The organism is Streptomyces sp. NBC_00775 (assembly GCF_036347135.1).
Lineage (GTDB): Bacteria > Actinomycetota > Actinomycetes > Streptomycetales > Streptomycetaceae > Streptomyces > Streptomyces lutosisoli.
In genome coordinates, this window is record NZ_CP108938.1 from 6,704,943 (window position 1) to 6,723,786 (window position 18,844).

An 18,844-nucleotide genomic window follows, 5' to 3' on the forward strand; every position below is an offset into this window, starting at 1 on the left:
CGCACGGAGTCATCACGTCCAGCAAGTGGACATGCGGGCGCGCCCGTTGGGGGCTTCGCGGGGCGTTCGGATAGCGAACATACGCTCCGCATAAGGCACTTGCCAGGTTCAAGTCAAGGTCTGTCTTTTCTTTGGTAACTCCGGTCAAATGTCGTCACTTGAATCGCGTTACGCGCGTGGACCTCCGAGACCGGGATCCCCCTCCGCGTGAGCGGGCGCGGGGGAGGACATCAAGTGACCAGCAGACCATGGACGTTCAGAGCGACCGCGGTGGGCGTCGCCCTCGCGGCGGCCACCGCCACGTTCTCGACGTTCGCCGTGGCGCAGGCCGCTGACGCACCGTCATCGGCCGCCGTAGACCGCCACGACCCGCAGCCGGCCAAGACCGACGTCGACCACGACCTCGACGGCCCGCTCAGCAAGACCCAGGCCGCTCAGCGCCAAGAGGCCCTGAACCAGGTCATATCCGGCGACGCCAAGGTCCAGGACCGCAACGGCTCGCAGGTCGTCCAGCTGAAGAGCAAGAAGGGCGACAGCAAGTACGTCGAGCTCGGCCGCGAGAAGACCGACAAGATCTTCACGATCCTGGTCGAGTTCGGCGACAAGACCGACAGCACGGCCGGCGGCACGGCGGGCCCGCTGCACAACCAGATAGCCCAGCCCGACCGCACCAAGGACAACAGCACGGCCTGGCAGGCGGACTACAACCAGGCGCACTACAAGGACCTCTACTTCGGCACCGGCACCGCGTCGATGAAGACCTTCTACGAGAAGCAGTCCTCGGGCCGCTACTCGGTCGACGGCGAGGTCGCCGACTGGGTCAAGGTCCCCTACAACGAGGCCCGTTACGGCAACAACGCCTGCGGCTCCACCAACTGCCCGAGCGTGTGGAACGTCGTCAGTGACGGCGTGACCGCCTGGGTCGCCCAGCAGAAGGCGGCCGGGGCGACCGACGCGGCCATCAAGGCGGACCTGGCCAACTTCGACCAGTGGGACCGCTACGACTTCGACGGCGACGGCAACTTCAACGAGCCCGACGGCTACATCGACCACTTCCAGATCGTGCACGCCGGTGAGGACGAGTCCGCGGGCGGCGGCGTCCAGGGCACCGACGCGATCTGGGCCCACCGCTGGTACGCGTTCGGCACCGACGCGGGCGCCACGGGCCCGTCCGACAACAAGCTCGGCGGCGCCCAGATCGGCGACACCGGCATCTGGGTCGGCGACTACACCATCCAGCCGGAGAACGGCGGACTCGGCGTCTTCGCCCACGAGTACGGCCACGACCTCGGTCTGCCGGACCACTACGACACCACCGGCGGCGGCGAGAACTCCACCGGCTTCTGGACCCTGATGTCCTCCGGTTCCTGGCTCGGCACCGGCAAGGAAGCCATCGGCGACCTCCCCGGCAACTTCAACGCCTGGGACAAGCTCCAGCTCGGCTGGCTCAACTACGACACCGCGAAGGCCGGGACGAAGTCCCAGCACAAGCTGGGTGTCGCCGAGTACAACACCAAGAACAAGCAGGCCCTCGTGGTCTCGCTGCCCGACAAGGAAGTCACCACCACGGTCGTCACCCCGGCCGAGGGCTCCACGCAGTGGTGGAGCGGCAGCGGTGACAACCTGAAGAACACGCTGACCCGTTCCGTGGACCTCACGGGCAAGTCCTCGGCGACGCTGACCCTCGACGGCTACTACGACATCGAGGCGAACTACGACTACCTCTACACCGAGGTCTCGACCGACGGCGGCGCCAACTGGACGGCGCTCGACGGCACGGTGGACGGCGCCGCCATCCCGCGTGACGCCAGCGACAAGCCCGCCCTCACCGGCACGGCCGACGGCTACAAGAAGCTGTCGTACTCGCTCGACGCCTACGCGGGCCAGAAGGTCGACGTCCGCTTCCGCTACCAGACGGACGGCGGCGTGGCCCAGAAGGGCTTCGCGGCCGACGAGATCACCGTGACCGCGGACGGCACCGCCCTGTTCTCCGACAACGCGGAGAGCGCGGACGCGGCGTGGACGGCGAGCGGCTTCTCCCGCATCGGCGCGTCCTTCGCCAAGGACTACGCGCAGTACTACCTCGCGGAGAACCGCCAGTACGTCTCGTACGACAAGACCCTCAAGGTCGGCCCGTACAACTTCGGCTTCTCGACGACCCGTCCGGACTGGGTGGAGCACTACCCGTACCAGAACGGCCTGTTGATCTGGAAGTGGGACACCTCGCAGGCGGACAACAACACCAGCGTCCACCCGGGCGTCGGTCTGGTCCTGCCGGTCGACTCGCACCCGGCGGCGCTGAAGTGGTCGAACGGCACGCTGATGCGCAGCCGTATCCAGGCGTACGACTCGCCGTTCAGCCTGTACCGCACGGACGGCATCACGCTGCACAACGCGGACGTCGCGACGAAGATCCCGTCGTCGAAGGGTGTGCCGGTCTTCAATGACCACACCAGCACCTACTACGACGACAGCACTCCGCTGGCCGGTGTCAAGATCACTGACACCAACACCAAGATCAAGATCGTCAAGGAGGCCTTCGACGGCTCCACGATCTCGCTCCAGGTGGGCCCCGCGGTGAAGTAGTCGGTATTTCCGCAGGTCAGAAGCGTATCGGCGGCAACCCTCTGGCGGGTTGCCGCCGATCGTGTTTAGGTGCGTCCTGTGGTTCTCTTATTGACACTGACTCGCACGGGGGTGTGACCGCATGGCCGCAGGAGGTTTCTGCAAGCTGCCCAACGGCAGCGTGGTGGTGGCGTTGAATCTGCCCAGCCCGCCGGGCTCGGGCGGCGGCAGCGTGCGCTTCCTGGTCCTCGCCCAGAACCGTGCCCGCGCCCTGACGCGGCTGCGCAATCTGGGCATGCGTGCGGTCTACCTCCGCGGCAACGCGGCGCCCCCCACTCCGGACGAGGTCACCGCGGTCCTGCACCACCCCGACGGCCTCATATGGCGCATGGCCCCTGACAACGGTGTCGCGGAGCTGTCGCAAGAGCTGTGGCACCCGATCAGAGCGCTCCTCAGACGCCCGGCGGCACCGGCGTAGGGCCCCGCGACAGGCCCTGACAGGCCCTAGACCACGGGCTTGCCCGTGAGCTCCACCCCGGCCGCCCGCAGCTCCTCCAGCGCCCGCTCCGTCGTTTCCTCGGCCACTCCTGCGGTGAGGTCGAGGAGCACCTGGGTGCGGAAGCCCGCGCGCGCCGAGTCGAGCGCGGTCGCGCGCACGCAGTGGTCCGTGGCGATGCCGACCACGTCCACCTCGTCGATCTGGCGGGCCCGCAGCCAGTCGCCCAGCGAGACCCCGTTCTCGTCGGCACCCTCGAAGCCGCTGTACGCCGCCGCGTAGGCACCCTTGTCGAAGACGGCGTCGATCGCGCCGGAGGCGACGACCGGGGCGAAGTTCGGGTGGAAGCCCACCCCCTCCGTGCCGGCCACGCAGTGCGCGGGCCAGGAGTGGACGAAGTCGGGGTTGTCGGCGAAGTGGCCGCCGGGGGCGATGTGGAGGTCGCGGGTCGCGACGACATGGCGGTAGCCGGCGGGGGCCTGCCCGATCAGCTCCGTGATGGCGGCGGCCACATCGGCACCCCCGGCCACCGCGAGGCTGCCGCCCTCGCAGAAATCGTTCTGCACGTCTACGACGATCAAGGCGCGGCGCATGGTCGGTGTCCTTCGGCTCGGCAGCGGTTCGGTGGGGAGGGGTGCGGGCCCGGCCGTATGTATGAACTACCGAGCCTAGAGACTTCACGTGCGCTGCGGGAGGGGGTATCCGGCTTCCGCGAGCCGTGCGGGCACGCTGCCGTTGCATTCCCGCTCACCGGAGGTTCATGCGCGGCGCCACACACGCCCCGCTCACCTCCGGCAACTCAGATGTACTCCGTGGGAAGCACCGGCTCCCCGCGCGACAGCTGCGTCGCCGACAGCGGCAGATTGGCGCGGGCCGCCGCGTGCCGGTCCCGTACGACGTCGAGGGGCTCGCGGGCGACGACCTGCCCGCCCTTGATCAGCTCGACCAGGAGCTGCCGGTCGGCCAGCTCACCCGGCACCGGCCCGGTGCCGATCACCTCGGCCTCGGCGATGCCCTGCTCGTCCAGGCGCCGCGCGGCCCACTTGCGCCCGCCGATGGACGTCTTGCCGCCGGAGGACTTCTTCGCCACGGGCGCCAGCGGGGCCTTCGGGTCCGCCGACTCGGCGCGGGCGACCAGCTTGTAGACCATGGAGCAGGTGGGATGGCCGGATCCCGTCACCAGCTGGGTGCCGACGCCGTACGCGTCCACGGGCGCCGCCGCCAGCGAGGCGATGGCGTACTCGTCCAGGTCGGAGGTCACGATGATCTTCGTCCTGGCCGCGCCCAGCTCGTCCAGCTGCTGGCGCACCCGGTGCGCGACGAGCAGCAGGTCACCGGAGTCGATGCGCACCGCGCCCAGCTCGGTCCCCGCGACCTCGACGGCCATCTGTACCGCCTCGGCGACGTCGTACGTGTCCACGAGCAGCGTCGTGCCCCGGCCGAGCGAGTTCACCTGGGCCTGGAAGGCGTCCCGCTCGTGGTCGTGCAGCAGGGTGAAGGCGTGCGCGGAGGTGCCGACGGTGGGAATCCCGTACCGGAACCCGGCGGCCAGGTCGGAGGTCGTGGTGAACCCGCCGACGTAGGCGGCCCGCGAGGCGGCCACGGCGGCCAGCTCGTGCGTCCGCCGGGCGCCCATCTCGATCAGCGGCCGGTCACCGGCGGCGGAGGCCATCCGGGAGGCGGCCGCCGCGATGGCGGAATCGTGGTTGAGGATGGAGAGGATCACCGTCTCCAGGAGCACGCACTCCGCGAAGGAGCCCTCGACCCGCAGGATCGGCGAGCCCGGGAAGTACACCTCGCCCTCGGGATAGCCCCACACATCGCCGCTGAAGCGGTACGAGGCGAGCCACTCCAGGGTCGGCTCGTCCACGATCCTCCGCTCCCGCAGAAAGCCGAGGACGTCCGCGTCGAAACGGAAGTTCTCGACGGCGTCGAGCACGCGCCCGGTGCCCGCCACGACGCCGTACCTACGCCCGTCGGGCAGCCGCCGCGTGAAGACCTCGAAGACCGAGCGCCGCTCGGCGGTCCCCGCGGCCAGCGCCGCCTGCAGCATCGTCAGCTCGTACTGGTCCGTGAAGAGCGCCGTCGAGGGAACATCCACCGGCAGCCCGAGGTCCGCTGTGTTCATGACGGGATCGTACCCCCCATCTCGTCACCTTGACGATTTGTGGGTCCGGTTTCCGGAGACCGTACGGTTTTCGGGGGGTCCATTTGTGCGGGTGCCCCCCTCTGGTGGCAGCATGGGCGGTGTGACGGCTCCCGCACCCCTAGAGATCGAGAAGACCGAGTCGGCGGAGGAGGTCTTCGCCGTACCCGAGCCCGACGTTCCCTGGGTGACGATCGTTCACAACGACCCGGTCAACCTCATGAGCTACGTGACGTATGTCTTCCAGACGTACTTCGGCTACACCAAGGACAAGGCCACCAAGCTCATGATGGACGTCCACCACAAGGGCCGGGCGGTCGTCTCCAGTGGCTCGCGCGAGGAGATGGAGCGCGACGTACAGGCCATGCACGGCTACGGTCTGTGGGCCACCCTCCAGCAGGACCGGAAATAGCCCGCACCGTCCGTACAGTCCGCCCAGCCCGTACAGCCCGCACGCTCAGGCGCAGGACCGGAAGTAGCGAACTCACTCCCATGCCAGGACACTTCGAACCGATCCCCGGTGGCGGCGCGGCCGTCGCGCTCGACGAGGTCGAGATCTCCATCATCCGCTCCCTCGCCGTCCAGCTCCTGGAGCTCATCGGTCCCGGCCCCGCGGAGAACGCCCCCGACGATCCGCTCGCCGAGCTGTTCGCGGAGGGCCCCAGCGAGCCGCCCACCGACCCCGTGCTCAAGCGCCTGTTCCCCGACGCGTACAGCGGCCCCGACGTCGAGGCCACCTCGGCCGAGCAGGTCGAGGAGCAGCGCGCGCACTCCGCGGAGTTCCGCCGCTTCACCGAGAACGACCTGCGCGCGGCCAAGCGCGGATACGCCCTCACGGTGATCCGCTCCCTCGACGCGCTCACCACGGGGGGTGACGGCGGCGCCGTCCTCAAGCTCTCCGCCGAGGAGTCCGAGCAGTGGCTGCGCGCCCTGAACGACCTGCGCCTGGCGATCGGCTCCCGGCTCGACGTCGTCGACGAGGAGGACACCGACCTCCTCTACCGGCTTCCGGACGAGGACCCGCGCAAGCCGATGGTGATGGCGTATCTGTGGCTGGGCGGGCTCCAGGAGACCCTCGTCGAAACCCTTATGTTCTGACTCGTCCCGATCAGGTGTTCGCTCAGCGGACGCTCAAATCCGGATAACGATCCTGTCACCACTGCGGCCTGTTGTGCGCGCCTAGGCAGTCGTTTGTCCGGTTCTTCCTGTGGTGTGCCTTACATCGGCCACCGCCGTGCCCGGTCGCGGCCGTGATAGATCTTCACGACCGCCCGACCGACACCACCCATGTCCGGTCGGGTGCGCCACCGAGCCGGCGGATCGCCGGCCAGGCACAGCTCCACCTATCCGGGGGGATCGGAAACCGATCCGAAGCCAAGGGACTGGCTCGGATCGGCATGGAGAAAGGCGCACCACACATGACCTCGTCGCAGGTCGGTAAGCACGATCAGGGCCGTGCCGGCAGTGAGGCCGTGAACGGCGACGCCCCCGAAGAGGGGTACGAGCGCGGGCTCGGCAGCCGTCAGGTCCAGATGATCGCGATCGGCGGCGCCATCGGCGTGGGCCTCTTCCTGAACGCCGGGGCGAACATCGCCAAGGCGGGACCGAGCCTCATCCTGATGTACGCCCTCGCAGGCGTGATCATCTTCTTCATCATGCGGGCGCTCGGCGAGCTCCTGCTCTACCGCCCGGTCTCGGGCTCCTTCGCGGAGTACTCCCGCGAGTTCCTCGGCCCGTTCTTCGGCTACTTCACCGGCTGGACGTACTGGCTGATGTGGGTGGTCACCGGCATGGCGGAACTGACCGCCGCCGCGATCTACGTCCACTACTGGTTCCCGGCGATCCCGCAGTGGGTGTCGGCCCTGGTCTTCCTGGTCGTTCTCTTCGTCGCCAACCTGATCTCGGTGAAGGTGTTCGGCGAGATCGAGTTCTGGGCCTCGATGATCAAGGTCACCGCCCTCATCGGCATGATCGTGATCGGCCTGGGCGTGCTCACCTTCGGCTTCAGCTCGGCCGGCGACACCGCCGCGGTCTCCAACCTCTGGGAGTTCGACGGCTTCTTCCCCAAGGGCATCGGCTCCTCCCTGATGACCCTGCAGGGCGTGATGTTCGCGTACCTGGCCGTCGAGCTGGTCGGTGTCACGGCGGGCGAGTCGGAGAACCCCGAGAAGACCCTCCCCAAGGCGATCAACACCCTGCCCTGGCGCATCGCGCTGTTCTACGTCGGTGCCCTCACGGTCATCCTCTGCGTCGTGAAGTGGACCGAGTTCGCGCCGGGCGTGAGCCCGTTCGTGAAGGCCTTCGCGATGATCGGCATCCCGGCGGGCGCGGGCATCGTCAACTTCGTCGTCCTCACCGCCGCCCTGTCCTCCTGCAACTCGGGCATGTACTCCACGGGCCGCATGCTGCGCAACCTCGCCGAGAGCGGCGAGGCCCCGCGCGCCTTCAGCAAGCTGTCGGCCAGCAAGACCCCGGCGCTCGGCATCACCGTCTCGGTCCTCTTCATGGGCATCGGCGTGGTCCTGAACTACATCGTCCCGGAGAAGGCCTTCGGCTACGTCACCTCGGTGGCCACCGCGGCCGGTATCTGGACCTGGCTGATGATCCTGGTCAGCCACATCCTGTACCGCCGCGCGGTCGACGCGGGCCAGCTGCCCGCGTCCTCCTTCCCGGCCCCGGGCGGCGCGAAGTGCAGCTGGATCGCCGTGGTGTTCCTGCTCTTCGTCACCGGCCTCATCGCGTACGACCCCGACTCCCGCGTCTGTCTCTACGTGATGGCCGTCTGGGCCGCCGCCCTGGCCATCGGCTGGGCGATCCTGAAGGCCCGGAACCCGCAGGTCACCGAGGGCCGTGAAGGTCGCGAGGGCCGCGAGCCGGAGTTCGAGAAGGTCGGCTGAGCATCCGGTGAGCATCCGGGCTCTTTGAGCGGCTCACCATGCGGGCTGCCCCGTACCACCCTTCGGTACGGGGCAGGCCTTTTGCTTATCCTGACGAACATGCTGACCATCACCCAGGCCCTCTTCGACCAGATCGTCGCGCACGCGCGCCAGGACCACCCCGACGAGGCGTGCGGCGTCGTCGCGGGCCCGGTGGGCACCGGCCGCCCCGAGCGGTTCATCCCGATGCTCAACGCCGCCCGCTCGCCCACGTTCTACGAGTTCGACTCCGGCGACCTGCTGAAGCTTTACCGCGAGATGGACGACCGCGACGAGGAGCCGGTGATCATCTACCACTCCCACACGGCGACCGAGGCGTACCCGTCCCGCACGGACCTCTCGTACGCCAACGAGCCGGGCGCGCACTACGTCCTCGTCTCCACGGCGGACACGGACGACGCGGGCCCGTTCCAGTTCCGCTCCTACCGGATCGTGGAGGGCGACGTGACGGAGGAGGAGATCAAGGTCGTGGAGACGTACTGAGCCGCGGGCACGCGTACTGAGCCGCAGACACGCGTACTGAGCCGCTCACCCGCCTGCCGATCTCACCCACCGGTTGAAAAGTGTCCGGTATGCGAGATCACACTCCGGGACCCGGACCGGGAATCGATACGATGAGCCCATGGTTTCCCACGACGTGAGCGACAAGACGCCGGGCATGCTGCTCGTGGCGCGGCTGCACGTCGACCTGTGCAGGCTGCAGAGCGCCATCTGTACGCGCTGACTGCCGCCGCCGTACGGCCGTGAGCCGCGGCTACGCACCCGGCGTACCCCTTGCTTTCCCGCTCCACCGCGCTGCCGCGCGCCCACCGACCTGACTTTCCTCCCGACAGGAGCCCGCAACCATGGCCATCGAGGTCCGCATCCCCACCATCCTCCGCACCTACACCGGTGGCGAGAAGGCCGTCGAGGGCGGCGGCGCGACCCTCGCCGAGCTCTTCGCCGACCTCGAGACCCGGCACGCGGGCATCCAGGCCCGCATCGTGGACAACGGCGAGCTGCGCCGCTTCGTCAACGTCTACCTGAACGACGAGGACGTCCGCTTCCTCGACGGCATCAACACCAAGCTGACCGACGGCGACAGCGTCACGATCCTGCCGGCCGTCGCCGGCGGCATGTTCTGATCGGCTGCTGACCCCTCATGCGCTACGACTCCCCGCTCGCCGCGGTGGGCAACACCCCTCTGGTGCGCCTGCCGCGGCTGTCGCCGTCCGCGGACGTCCGCATCTGGGCGAAGCTGGAGGACCGCAACCCGACGGGTTCGGTCAAGGACCGCCCGGCCCTCCACATGATCGAACAGGCGGAGAAGGACGGCCGGCTGACGCCGGGCTGCACGATCCTGGAGCCCACCTCCGGCAACACCGGCATCTCCCTGGCCATGGCCGCGAAGCTCAAGGGCTACCGCATGGTCTGCGTGATGCCCGAGAACACCTCGCACGAACGCCGTGACCTGCTGGGCATGTGGGGTGCCGAGATCATCTCCAGCCCCGCCGCCGGTGGCTCCAACACCGCCGTACGGGTCGCCAAGGAACTGTCGGCCGAGCATCCCGACTGGGTGATGCTCTACCAGTACGGCAACCCGGACAACGCGGGCGCGCACTACGCGACGACCGGGCCCGAGATCCTCGCCGACCTCCCTTCGATCACGCACTTCGTGGCCGGGCTGGGGACGACGGGGACGCTGATGGGCGTCGGCCGCTTCCTCCGCGAGAACAAGCCCGACATCAAGATCGTCGCCGCCGAGCCGCGCTACGACGACCTGGTGTACGGCCTGCGCAACCTCGACGAGGGCTTCGTGCCCGAGCTGTACGACGCGTCGGTCCTCACCAGCCGCTTCTCGGTCGGCTCCGCGGACGCGGTGACCCGGACCCGGGAGCTCCTCCAGCAGGAGGGCATCTTCGCGGGGGTGTCCACCGGGGCCGCGCTGCACGCCGCGATCGGTGTCGGCAACAAGGCCGTCAAGTCGGGCGAGCCCGCCGACATCGTCTTCATCGTCGCCGACGGCGGGTGGAAGTACCTCTCGACGGGCGTCTACACCGCCACGACGACAGAGGCAGCGATCGAGACTCTGCAGGGCCAGCTCTGGGCGTAAGGGCTCCAGCGGCCTTTCCTTCGCGTTCGGTTGTGTGTCGGGTGCGGGTGGGTGGGGGCTGGTGCAAAAGATTGCGCAGTTCCCCGCGCCCCTAAAAGGGGCGCGGGGAACTGCGCAATCTTTTAGCGGGGGTCTGGGGGCTCAGCCCGCCAGGTAGCGGACCTGGTCCCACAGCACCGGGTCCACCACGCCCACCCTCCGCCGGAAGTCCCACACGGGCATCACCCGCAGTTCGTCCGTCTCAAGGAAGCTGGCCCGCCCGTGGGCATCCCCCACGGCACCCGGCGGCAGCGGAATCACCCCGGCCCGCTCATCGTGGTACTTGCTGGTGATCTTCGCGACGGTCACCCGATCCCCCCGCACCGCGAGCACCAGACACGGCCGGTCCTTACCCCCGGGCCCGTCCTCGTAGGGCACGTTCGCCCACCAGATCTCCGCGGGGCGAGGCCGCGGCGCCCCCCGCCGACGCCCACCCGCCCGCCCCGGCGGACGCGTACGCCCAGCCGGCCGGCGCCCACGGCGCCCCCAGCCGTCCACCAGCGTCGCGACCAGCGCGAGCAGCACCACCGCCGCGAGCGCGAGCCACCAGGACGTGTCCATACCGAAGAAGGTACCGGCGCGTATCCCCGCTCGCCCCCCGCCCCGAAGGACCCGCGCGGGTCCGGCCCACCTCATGTCCATCCGAACCGGTGACAGCACAGGTGAGTTCGCCCACAACGGCCCCTGGCGGAGGAGCGACCGGCCCTTTTGCGCCTTACGCTCGACGGACCGCACGACCCCCGTTCCCGTATCTGCATCCGAGTATCTGCACCCCGCATCTACTCTCTGCACTTCCTGCCAGCGCGGAGGTTCCAGCTCATATGAAGCTCACCGTCGTCGGCTGCTCGGGGTCGTTCCCGTCCGCGGAATCGGCCTGTTCGAGCTACCTCGTAGAGGCCGACGGCTTCCGGCTGCTTCTCGACATGGGCAACGGTGCCCTTGGCGAGCTGCAGCGCCACTGCGGTCTCTACGACCTCGACGCGATCTTCCTCAGCCATCTGCACGCCGACCACTGCATCGACATGTGCGCGTACTTCGTCGCGCGCTACTACCGCCATGACGGCGGCCGCTGCGCCCCCATCCCGGTCTACGGCCCCGAGGGCACCGAACAGCGCCTGACCACCGCGTACGCCGACACGCCGTCCGCCTCCTCGATGAGCGAGGTCTTCGACTTTCACACCGTCAAGCCGGGCACGTTCGACATCGGCCCGTTCACCGTGCACACGGAGCGGGTGCGCCACCCCGTGGAGGCGTACGGCATCCGAGTGGAGCACGAGGGCAGGTCCCTCACGTACTCCGGGGACACGGGCGTGACCGAGGCCCTGGACGAACTCGCCCGCGACACGGACCTGTTCCTGTGCGAGGCGGCGTTCACCCATGGCAAGGAGAACATCCCCGACCTCCACCTCAACGGCCGCGAGGCAGGCGAGACCGCCACCCGCGCCGGCGCCCGCCGCCTCCTGCTCACCCACATCCCGCCGTGGACGGACCCCCAGATCAACCTGGAGGACGCGCGTGCGGTGTACGCGGGTCCGGCGGAACTGGCGATGCCCCGGCTGTCGTACGAGATCTAGAGCCCGTACGCAGGACAAGGCCCCCGGAACCCATCGGTTCCGGGGGCCTTCGCGCCGCCGGGGCCCCTATCGGGCGCTGTCCCGTACGCCGGGCAGTACACGCGCCAGCATCTCGAAGTCCTCGGTCACGCTCTCCCCGGCACCGCGGGCGACGGCCTTGCGGTAGGCGGGTGCGACCGTCTCGTATCTGCCGCTGGCGAGGGCGAGCGTCGACTGGAGTTCGAACAGCCTGGCCATGAGATGGCTGTTGCCCGGCTCCTCGTCCGGCTCGACCGCGGCGACCGCGTCGACGAGTGCGGAGAGACGGCCGAGGAGCCGGCTGGACTCCATGACGGTGCGGTAGTACGTGGCTTCCACCGTCCGTCCGGCCTCGGCGAGCCGGGCGGCGTACCGCACGATGTGGTCCGCCCCGCCGAAGCGGAGGGCCAGCTCGCACAGCAGGATCCACGCGTCGACGATGCGCTCCGCCCGGTAGTCGGGTGCCCCGGCCACCGGCTCGGCGACGGTCGCCTCCACCCGGGCGAAGGAAGTCATCAGCTCCTCCCCGGACGCCGTCCGGTAGTCCACGGTGTCGCGCACCTCGTAGTAGACCCACTTCGGGTTGTCCGGCTCCTCGTCGCGGCACAGCCGGCTCAACCTGCCGTACAGATCCCGCTTTCCGCGCTTCTCGATCACCTCCGGCAGGTATCCCGAATGGTCGAGGCGGGCGTCGATCTGGACGCGGGCCGGGGCGTTGCCCGCGTCGTCGTAGGGATGTTCGTGAACCCGCCCCCGGAAGCGGAAGGGGCCACCGGCCCGAAGGACGCGTTGGGTGTTGGTGTACGTCGGCCCCTCGACGTCGACGATGGCGGGGGACACGACGAAGTCGGCGGCCGGCAGGAGGAAGTCGAGGAGGCCGAGGGCACGCCTGAATCTGCCCGCGTGCTCCGGCCGGAGGACCTCGTCCGCGTCCACGTAGACGATCCAGCCCTCCGTGATGTGCTGAAGGGCGAGATTCCGGTGGTGGGAGAAGTCGTCGACCCACGGCGCGGACAGCACCCGCACGTCACCGAGGGCCGCGCGGGCCCGCTCCACCGTGGCGTCGGTGGACCCGGAGTCGATCAGCAGGCAGTGGTCGATGTCCTGGGCGAGTGCCGTGAGGCAGCGCGCGATGCCGTCCTCCTCGTCACGGGTGAGGACCGCGGCGGTGACCGGTGCGGGGCGGTGGCGTTCATAGCGCGCCGCCAGTTCGACCGGGTCCGGCGAAGGGAGCCGCGCCGCCGCCAGGTCCATCGACACGGTGGTGACCAGGGCCAGATCGGACGCGAGCCGGGACGGGGGGAGGCCGTCGGGTGTGCGGGCGAGATCCAGCAGTTCCGCGAACTTCATCGTGTGGCGAGGTCTTTCTGGTCGAGTTCGGTCGGTGCGTGCTCGGATCGGTTCGTACTCGGGCGATGCGTGCTCAGTTGGTGCGTGCTCAGTCGATGGAGTGGCTCAGGTCGAACGTGACGTCCTGGACATGGCCGTGCGAGACCACGATCTTGGTCCCCTTCACGGTTCGGAGGTGACCCCAGACGCGGGTGAAGGTCTCGCGGTCGATGCCGCTGAACGACTCGTCGAAGAGATAGACCTGCGGGGCGTGCAGCACGGCGCGGGCTATCGAGAGCCGTTGGATCTGCCCCCGCGACAGGCCCGCACCCGTGTCCCGTACGGGTTCGTCGAGCCCTTCGGGGAGGGTTTCGAGGACTTCCAGGAAACAGGCGACGCGGCAGGCCTCGATGATGTCGGCCTCGTCGTGGGGGACGCCGAGTGTCAGGTTCTCGCGCAGGGACGCGGTCAGCAGTACCGGGTTCTCCGGTACGTAGAGGACGCGGCGGCGCAGCTCGGACTCGCGGATCCGGCTGACTTCGGCGCCGCCCAGGGTGATGTTCCCGCGATAGCCGGAGTGCGTCCCGGCCAGGAGGGCGAGCAGGGTGCTCTTCCCCGATCCGTTCGCGCCCCGCAGCAGCACGCTCGTGCCGTGGGGGACATCGAGGTCGCAGTCCGCGAGCGCGTCGCGCCCGGAGCCCTCGTAGGAGAAACGCAGCGATCTGACGGAGAGGTCGGCCGGTTCGAGCGGTGTCTGCGCTTCCGACTCCGGCAGTTCCTGACGGGCGTCGTCCCGCTGGAGGACCACGTCCCGATAGCGGCCGAGGGCGGCCGAGGTGCGCTGGACGGTGACCTGGAGGGAGGCGACGGAGTCCATGGAGCCGAGAAAGTAGCCGGACATGGTCAGAAAGCCGAAGACCTGACCGACGGTGAGTGAGCCGGAGAGCATTTGTGTCAGCCCCGCCCAGGCGACCACGATCGTGAAAACGCCCTGGTTGCCCGCCTTGATAACGGAGTTGAGATTCTCCAGGCGCCCCAAGCGTGTCTCCGATGCGACCCTGCGCCGCAGTGCCCGCGCCATCCGGTCGAAGGCGAATTCACGTTTTCCGTAACCGATCAGTTCGCTGTGCCCCTGCAGAATGGTGAGGGTCTCCGACTTCAGGGTGGCGTCGCGCTGAAGTGCTTCCTCCGCGGCATTCCGGATGTGCGGATAAAGGAGGAACGAGCTGAGCAGGTTGATCGCTGCGGGAGGCAGGAGGACCAGGAAAAGGATCGGGCTCGCCGCGAGAAGATAGATCCCGATGGACAGGACGACACCGATGTCGATGGCCGCTCGGACCGCGGCCGCGGTGACCAGTCCCTGGATTTCCTGCACATCGTCGAGCCGGCTCACCAGATCGCCGGCCCGTCGGCTCTTGAAATACGGGGCGGGAAGCCGGAGGAGTTTGTGCAGATAGCTTTCCGACAGTCGTCGTTGCAGCGACTGGCTCAGCGCGACGACGGCGCGGCCCCGCAGATACTGGACCGCTGCGGCCGACAGCGCCACGGCGATGAACTCGCCGGACATGAGAGCGAGTTCGCGTCCGGAGCCGTCCCGCATGACGCGGTCCACCGCCATCTGCACGAACAGGCTGTTCAGCAGGGCCACCCCGGCGACGATCGCGGTCGTCGTGAGGATCAGGGCCAGATGTCCCCAGTGCTCACGCACCGTCTGCCGGAGGAACTGCTGCGCACGCGGCCGACGGATGCGTGCGGCCGGCGTCCGTCGCGCGGCCGGCCGGTCGGTGACCAGGGCCTCGCCGTGGAACACCGCGGCCAGCGTCTCGGCGGCGATGCGCATCGGACGGTGCAGCAAGGGGTCGCTGACGACGAAGTCACCGCCTTCGGTGACCTCGTGCACGACGACGAAGTGCCGAGAGCCCCCGTCTTCGTCCAGCAGGACGATCGCCGGCCCCGCCACGCGCAGGGCCTGCCCCAACTGGTCGGCGTCCAGTCGCAGAAGCGCGCTGTCGACGCCGTAGCCGGCCAGGACGTCGCGGAGCCGGAGGAGGTTCGAGCCGCGTTCGCCCAGTCCGACGGACTCACGCAGGATCGCCGCGTCGACCCGAGCCCCGTGCCGCAGCAGCACCGTGCGGACGGATGCGGGACCGCAGTCGGTGTCCCCCGACTGATGGGTGTGGAATCTCTGCCACTTCAACGAAGGTCTCCCCCGACCGAGCGAAAGAAAGCGCCCGCCCCGGGAGGGGCGGGCGCCGATACCTACTACAGCTTGTCGCAGCCCAGCGACTTCCAGAGCTTGTAGTAGTCCCCGTAGCTGCAGGAAAGCGGATTGCCGATCTGGGCGAAAATCCACTCGCACTGCGCGCGGCTCGGCTTGCCCTCACCGGAGGCGGCAGCCGCCTCCTCGTCGGTGAGAGCGGTGAACTGCATGTCACGAAGAGTCTGAAGGCTCATCGAATTTCCCCACTGTGTTGGTCGTGGCCGTTTCCGGCTGTGGTCTAGACCGTATGAGGTGGGGAGAGGGGTGATCAAGGTCAACCGGTGGGTGATCATCCTCACCGTCAAGACCTCGAAAATTCTGGAACCCCGGGAGAGGTTTTGGACTGCGCTTCGGGCGGCGCGAGTTCTTTCGTCTCAGGTACGCCGAATTCCCCGGACCGTCATACGGTCCGGGGAATGTCTCGTCGCGTCGAGTGGTGAGTCGAGCGGTGAGTCGAGTGGTGAAGTGTCTTTCCCTGCGGCCTACTTCGCCTCGGCCTTCAGCAGCTCCGCCAGTTCCTCGTCGGACTCGCGGCCCGGCGTCGGCAGGTTCCACTTGGTGATCGCGAAGCGGAAGACGACGTAGTAGACCGCCGCGAAGCACAGGCCCACCAGGATCAGGCCCAACGGGTTGGTCGCGATGCCGAAGTTCAGGCCGAAGTCGACCGCGCCGGCCGAGAAGCCGAAGCCGTCCTTCATGCCGAGCGCCCAGGTCAGCGCCATGGAGACACCGGTGAGCAGCGCGTGGATCGCGTACAGCACCGGCGCGATGAACATGAAGGTGAACTCGATCGGCTCGGTGACGCCCGTGACGAACGAGGTCAGCGCGAGCGAGAACATCATGCCGCCGACGACCTTGCGGCGCTCGGGGTGGGCGCAGTGCACGATCGCGAGGCAGGCGGCCGGGAGCGCGAACATCATGATCGGGAAGAAGCCGGTCATGAACTGTCCGGCCGTCGGGTCGCCGGCCAGGAAGCGGGAGATGTCGCCGCTCTTGCCGTGGTACTCGCCCGCCTGGAGCCAGGGGAAGGAGTTCAGCAGGTGGTGCATGCCGATCGGGATCAGCGCACGGTTGGCGACACCGAAGATGCCCGCGCCGACGGCGCCCGAACCGACCAGCCACTCACCGAAGTTGTGCAGACCCGCACCGAGGACCGGCCAGATGTAGCCGAAGACGATGCCGATCAGCAGGCCCGCGAAGGCGGAGAGGATCGGGACGAGCCGGCGGCCGCCGAAGAAGCCCGCCCAGTCGGGCAGCTTGGTGCGGTAGAAGCGCTGGTAGATCAGCGCGACCACGATGCCCATCACCACGCCGCCCAGGACCTTGGCGTCCACCGGCGCGTCCACCATGACGACCTTGCCGTCGACGGCCGTGGCCACCTTCGGCAGGTTCTTGTCGGTGAAGGTGGCGAGCACGTTCTTGAAGACCAGGTAGCCGACCACGCCCGCGAGGGCGGTCGAGCCGTCCGACTTCTTCGCGAAGCCGATCGCGATGCCCACGGCGAACAGCAGCGCCATATTGTCGAGGATCGCGTTGCCGCCGGCGGCCATGAAGCCCGCGATCTTGGTGAGGAACGTGGGGAAGGACGGGCGACCGAGCATGTCGGTGTTGCCGAGGCGCACCAGGAGCGCGGCGGCGGGCAGCACGGCGACCGGCAGCATCAGGCTGCGGCCGATGCGCTGCAGCACAGCCATGGCGCCGGCGCCCTTCTTCTTGCTGTCGGCCGCGGGAGCGGCGCTGGCCGTGGACACAACTTCCTCCAGGGGATCCCCCCGGCCGGAGGCTGGGGGAGGGCAAGGCGCCGCCCCCAGGGGGACAGGGGGGTTTGGGGGACGGCGTGGTCTACACCACTCAGTGGTGTAGACCTGTTGTAGCACGGTGAAGGTGGGATAAGGAACCCGCGAATTCTGTGGGCTCGGCCATAGCCGGAAGAAGAGGACGGAAGTGGTTGCAGTCGTGACGAAGGGCCCCCGGACCGGATGGTCCGAGGGCCCTTCGTGAAGACGGGAGCCGCAGGGCTTACGCCTTGGTGATGTCCTCCACCTCGTCCTCCGGCTCCCGCCCCGGAGTCTTGAGGTCGAACTTGGTGATCGCGAAGCGGAAGATCACGTAGTACACGACCGCGAAGCACAACCCGATCGGGATGATCGCCCAGGGCTTGGTCGCCAGGTTCCAGTTGATGACGTAGTCGATCAGACCCGCCGAGAAACTGAAGCCGTCATGCACACCGAGCCCCCAAGTCACCGCCATGGAAACGCCGGTGAGGACCGCGTGGATCACGTACAGCACCGGCGCGATGAACAGGAAGGAGTACTCGATCGGTTCGGTGATGCCCGTGACGAACGAGGTCAGTGCGACGGAGAGCATCATGCCGCCCACCTCCTTGCGGCGATGGGGCTTCGCACAGTGCGCCATCGCCAGCGCGGCGGCCGGCAGCGCGAACATCATGATGGGGAAGAACCCGGAGGTGAACTGCCCCGCGTTCGGGTCACCCGCCAGGAACATGTTGATGTCACCGTGCACGACCTGACCGTCCGGCTTGGTGAAGCTGCCGAACTGGAACCAGATGGGCACGTTCAGGAACTGGTGCAGGCCGATCACCAGCAACGCCCGGTTGGCCACCCCGAAGACACCCGCACCCCACGAGCCCAGACTCACCAGCCAGTCGCTGAAGGTCTCCAGACCGTCACCGATCGGCGGCCAGACCCACAGACACAGCACGGCGAACACGATGGCCACGAACGACATGATGATCGGCACCAGCCGGCGCCCATTGAAGAAGCCGAGCCAGTCCACCAGCTTCGTACGGTGGAAGCGCTGCCAGAAGTACGCGGTCAGCAGCCCCATGATGATGCCGCCGAAGACACCCGGGTTCTGGTACGTGAACCCCACCACGGACTGGTCGGGCGCCTGGCAGCCGATGTTCTGGATGACCTTCGCCTGCTGCGCGCACTTCTCCGGGAACTGGTGCAGCACGCCGAGGTAGACGAGGAACCCCGCGACCGCCGCGAGCGCCGTCGACCCGTCCGCCTTCTTCGCCATGCCGATGGACACACCCACGCAGAACAGCAGCGGCAGCCCGAGCTCGCCGTCCAGCAGGGCGCCGCCGGCCCCCTTCATCACCTTGGAGAGGCTGTCCCAGCCGAGCCCGTCCGGCCCGAACACATCCGGCTGGCCGAGCCGGTTGAGGATGCCCGCCGCCGGCAGCACCGCGATGGGGAGCTGAAGGCTGCGCCCCATCTTCTGCAGGCCCTGGAACAGGTTGTTCCAGCGGACCCTCGCGGGCGCGGCGGCGCTGTCGGCACTCATGGGCGTCCTCCGGGCGGGCCGGTTTGGCGACGGCCCGCCAACTGGTGTAGACCAGTTGGCGACCGGTCGTCCTGTCGTGA

General features: G+C 68.5%; 18 protein-coding genes. 10 read left to right on the plus strand and 8 right to left on the minus strand.

Annotation, left to right across the window (positions count from 1 at the left end):
• The first annotated feature begins 234 nt into the window (after positions 1-234).
• Positions 235-2,586, plus strand: coding sequence for an immune inhibitor A domain-containing protein (locus tag OIC96_RS29825; protein ID WP_330304894.1), 2,352 nt, complete (start codon positions 235-237; stop codon positions 2,584-2,586).
• A gap of 121 nt (positions 2,587-2,707) precedes the next feature.
• Positions 2,708-3,043, plus strand: coding sequence for a hypothetical protein (locus OIC96_RS29830; protein ID WP_330304893.1), 336 nt, complete (start codon positions 2,708-2,710; stop codon positions 3,041-3,043).
• A gap of 26 nt (positions 3,044-3,069) precedes the next feature.
• On the opposite strand, the gene OIC96_RS29835 is transcribed toward OIC96_RS29830, so the two are convergent.
• Together OIC96_RS29835 and OIC96_RS29840 are read right to left on the minus strand one after the other, a co-directional pair.
• A complete protein-coding gene (locus tag OIC96_RS29835; protein ID WP_327429050.1) occupies positions 3,070-3,654 on the minus strand; it encodes an isochorismatase family protein in 585 nt (194 codons plus the stop codon).
• 206 nt (positions 3,655-3,860) lie between these two features.
• Positions 3,861-5,189, minus strand: a complete 1,329-nt coding sequence (locus OIC96_RS29840) for a nicotinate phosphoribosyltransferase (protein ID WP_330304892.1) — start codon at positions 5,187-5,189, stop codon at positions 3,861-3,863.
• 112 nt (positions 5,190-5,301) lie between these two features.
• Here OIC96_RS29840 and clpS point away from each other — a divergent pair, with 112 nt between their 5' ends.
• The 7 genes from clpS to OIC96_RS29875 all read left to right on the plus strand — a co-directional run bounded on the left by clpS (position 5,302) and on the right by OIC96_RS29875 (position 10,235).
• The gene (gene clpS, locus OIC96_RS29845; protein WP_330304891.1) at positions 5,302-5,619 is read left to right on the plus strand and encodes an ATP-dependent Clp protease adapter ClpS; all 318 of its coding nucleotides are present in this window, start codon (positions 5,302-5,304) and stop codon (positions 5,617-5,619) included.
• Positions 5,620-5,699: 80 nt separating this feature from the next.
• Positions 5,700-6,305 carry a DUF2017 domain-containing protein gene (locus OIC96_RS29850; RefSeq protein ID WP_330304890.1) on the plus strand — a complete coding sequence of 202 codons (606 nt, stop codon included), beginning with the start codon at positions 5,700-5,702 and terminating at the stop codon, positions 6,303-6,305.
• Positions 6,306-6,625: 320 nt separating this feature from the next.
• The gene (locus OIC96_RS29855) at positions 6,626-8,104 is read left to right on the plus strand and encodes an amino acid permease (protein WP_330304889.1); all 1,479 of its coding nucleotides are present in this window, start codon (positions 6,626-6,628) and stop codon (positions 8,102-8,104) included.
• Between the two features lie 99 nt (positions 8,105-8,203).
• Entirely contained in the window at positions 8,204-8,626 is a 423-nt protein-coding gene (locus OIC96_RS29860; protein ID WP_330304888.1) for a M67 family metallopeptidase, read from the plus strand.
• Positions 8,627-8,765: 139 nt separating this feature from the next.
• On the plus strand, positions 8,766-8,867 hold the full coding sequence (locus OIC96_RS29865; RefSeq protein ID WP_313904860.1) for a putative leader peptide: 102 nt from the start codon (positions 8,766-8,768) through the stop codon (positions 8,865-8,867).
• Between the two features lie 121 nt (positions 8,868-8,988).
• The gene (locus OIC96_RS29870; protein WP_330304887.1) at positions 8,989-9,267 is read left to right on the plus strand and encodes a MoaD/ThiS family protein; all 279 of its coding nucleotides are present in this window, start codon (positions 8,989-8,991) and stop codon (positions 9,265-9,267) included.
• A gap of 17 nt (positions 9,268-9,284) precedes the next feature.
• The gene (locus tag OIC96_RS29875; RefSeq protein WP_330304886.1) at positions 9,285-10,235 is read left to right on the plus strand and encodes a PLP-dependent cysteine synthase family protein; all 951 of its coding nucleotides are present in this window, start codon (positions 9,285-9,287) and stop codon (positions 10,233-10,235) included.
• Between the two features lie 141 nt (positions 10,236-10,376).
• Here the strand turns inward: OIC96_RS29875 and OIC96_RS29880 are convergent, their stop codons facing one another.
• On the minus strand, positions 10,377-10,835 hold the full coding sequence (locus OIC96_RS29880) for a type II toxin-antitoxin system PemK/MazF family toxin (RefSeq protein WP_330304885.1): 459 nt from the start codon (positions 10,833-10,835) through the stop codon (positions 10,377-10,379).
• A 260-nt stretch (positions 10,836-11,095) separates the two neighbouring features.
• On the opposite strand from OIC96_RS29880, the gene OIC96_RS29885 reads away from it, so the two are divergent.
• Positions 11,096-11,848 (plus strand): MBL fold metallo-hydrolase, encoded by a 753-nt coding sequence (locus OIC96_RS29885; RefSeq protein WP_330304884.1) that lies wholly within the window; start codon positions 11,096-11,098, stop codon positions 11,846-11,848.
• Positions 11,849-11,914: 66 nt separating this feature from the next.
• Here OIC96_RS29885 and OIC96_RS29890 read toward each other — a convergent pair whose 3' ends face one another.
• The 5 genes from OIC96_RS29890 to OIC96_RS29910 all read right to left on the minus strand — a co-directional run bounded on the left by OIC96_RS29890 (position 11,915) and on the right by OIC96_RS29910 (position 18,764).
• On the minus strand, positions 11,915-13,216 hold the full coding sequence (locus OIC96_RS29890; RefSeq protein ID WP_330304883.1) for a glycosyltransferase: 1,302 nt from the start codon (positions 13,214-13,216) through the stop codon (positions 11,915-11,917).
• An 88-nt stretch (positions 13,217-13,304) separates the two neighbouring features.
• Positions 13,305-15,392 (minus strand): peptidase domain-containing ABC transporter, encoded by a 2,088-nt coding sequence (locus OIC96_RS29895; RefSeq protein ID WP_330304882.1) that lies wholly within the window; start codon positions 15,390-15,392, stop codon positions 13,305-13,307.
• A gap of 65 nt (positions 15,393-15,457) precedes the next feature.
• A complete protein-coding gene (locus OIC96_RS29900; protein WP_330304881.1) occupies positions 15,458-15,625 on the minus strand; it encodes a hypothetical protein in 168 nt (55 codons plus the stop codon).
• Between the two features lie 312 nt (positions 15,626-15,937).
• Positions 15,938-17,206 (minus strand): PTS transporter subunit EIIC, encoded by a 1,269-nt coding sequence (locus tag OIC96_RS29905; protein ID WP_330304880.1) that lies wholly within the window; start codon positions 17,204-17,206, stop codon positions 15,938-15,940.
• 268 nt (positions 17,207-17,474) lie between these two features.
• Complete coding sequence (locus OIC96_RS29910) at positions 17,475-18,764, minus strand: PTS transporter subunit EIIC (protein ID WP_330304879.1); 1,290 nt, start codon at positions 18,762-18,764, stop codon at positions 17,475-17,477.
• Positions 18,765-18,844: the final 80 nt, after the last annotated feature.

Bases quoted from the DNA above. Each gene is read 5' to 3' on its own strand.
- OIC96_RS29830 (WP_330304893.1), top strand. From the start codon at position 2,708: ATGGCCGCAGGAGGTTTCTGCAAGCTGCCCAACGGCAGCGTGGTGGTG.
- OIC96_RS29835 (WP_327429050.1), bottom strand. From the start codon at position 3,654: ATGCGCCGCGCCTTGATCGTCGTAGACGTGCAGAACGATTTCTGCGAG.
- OIC96_RS29840 (WP_330304892.1), bottom strand. From the start codon at position 5,189: ATGAACACAGCGGACCTCGGGCTGCCGGTGGATGTTCCCTCGACGGCG.
- clpS (WP_330304891.1), top strand. From the start codon at position 5,302: ATGGGCGGTGTGACGGCTCCCGCACCCCTAGAGATCGAGAAGACCGAG.
- OIC96_RS29850 (WP_330304890.1), top strand. From the start codon at position 5,700: ATGCCAGGACACTTCGAACCGATCCCCGGTGGCGGCGCGGCCGTCGCG.
- OIC96_RS29855 (WP_330304889.1), top strand. From the start codon at position 6,626: ATGACCTCGTCGCAGGTCGGTAAGCACGATCAGGGCCGTGCCGGCAGT.
- OIC96_RS29860 (WP_330304888.1), top strand. From the start codon at position 8,204: ATGCTGACCATCACCCAGGCCCTCTTCGACCAGATCGTCGCGCACGCG.
- OIC96_RS29865 (WP_313904860.1), top strand. From the start codon at position 8,766: ATGGTTTCCCACGACGTGAGCGACAAGACGCCGGGCATGCTGCTCGTG.
- OIC96_RS29870 (WP_330304887.1), top strand. From the start codon at position 8,989: ATGGCCATCGAGGTCCGCATCCCCACCATCCTCCGCACCTACACCGGT.
- OIC96_RS29875 (WP_330304886.1), top strand. From the start codon at position 9,285: ATGCGCTACGACTCCCCGCTCGCCGCGGTGGGCAACACCCCTCTGGTG.
- OIC96_RS29880 (WP_330304885.1), bottom strand. From the start codon at position 10,835: ATGGACACGTCCTGGTGGCTCGCGCTCGCGGCGGTGGTGCTGCTCGCG.
- OIC96_RS29885 (WP_330304884.1), top strand. From the start codon at position 11,096: ATGAAGCTCACCGTCGTCGGCTGCTCGGGGTCGTTCCCGTCCGCGGAA.
- OIC96_RS29890 (WP_330304883.1), bottom strand. From the start codon at position 13,216: ATGAAGTTCGCGGAACTGCTGGATCTCGCCCGCACACCCGACGGCCTC.
- OIC96_RS29900 (WP_330304881.1), bottom strand. From the start codon at position 15,625: ATGCAGTTCACCGCTCTCACCGACGAGGAGGCGGCTGCCGCCTCCGGT.
- OIC96_RS29910 (WP_330304879.1), bottom strand. From the start codon at position 18,764: ATGAGTGCCGACAGCGCCGCCGCGCCCGCGAGGGTCCGCTGGAACAAC.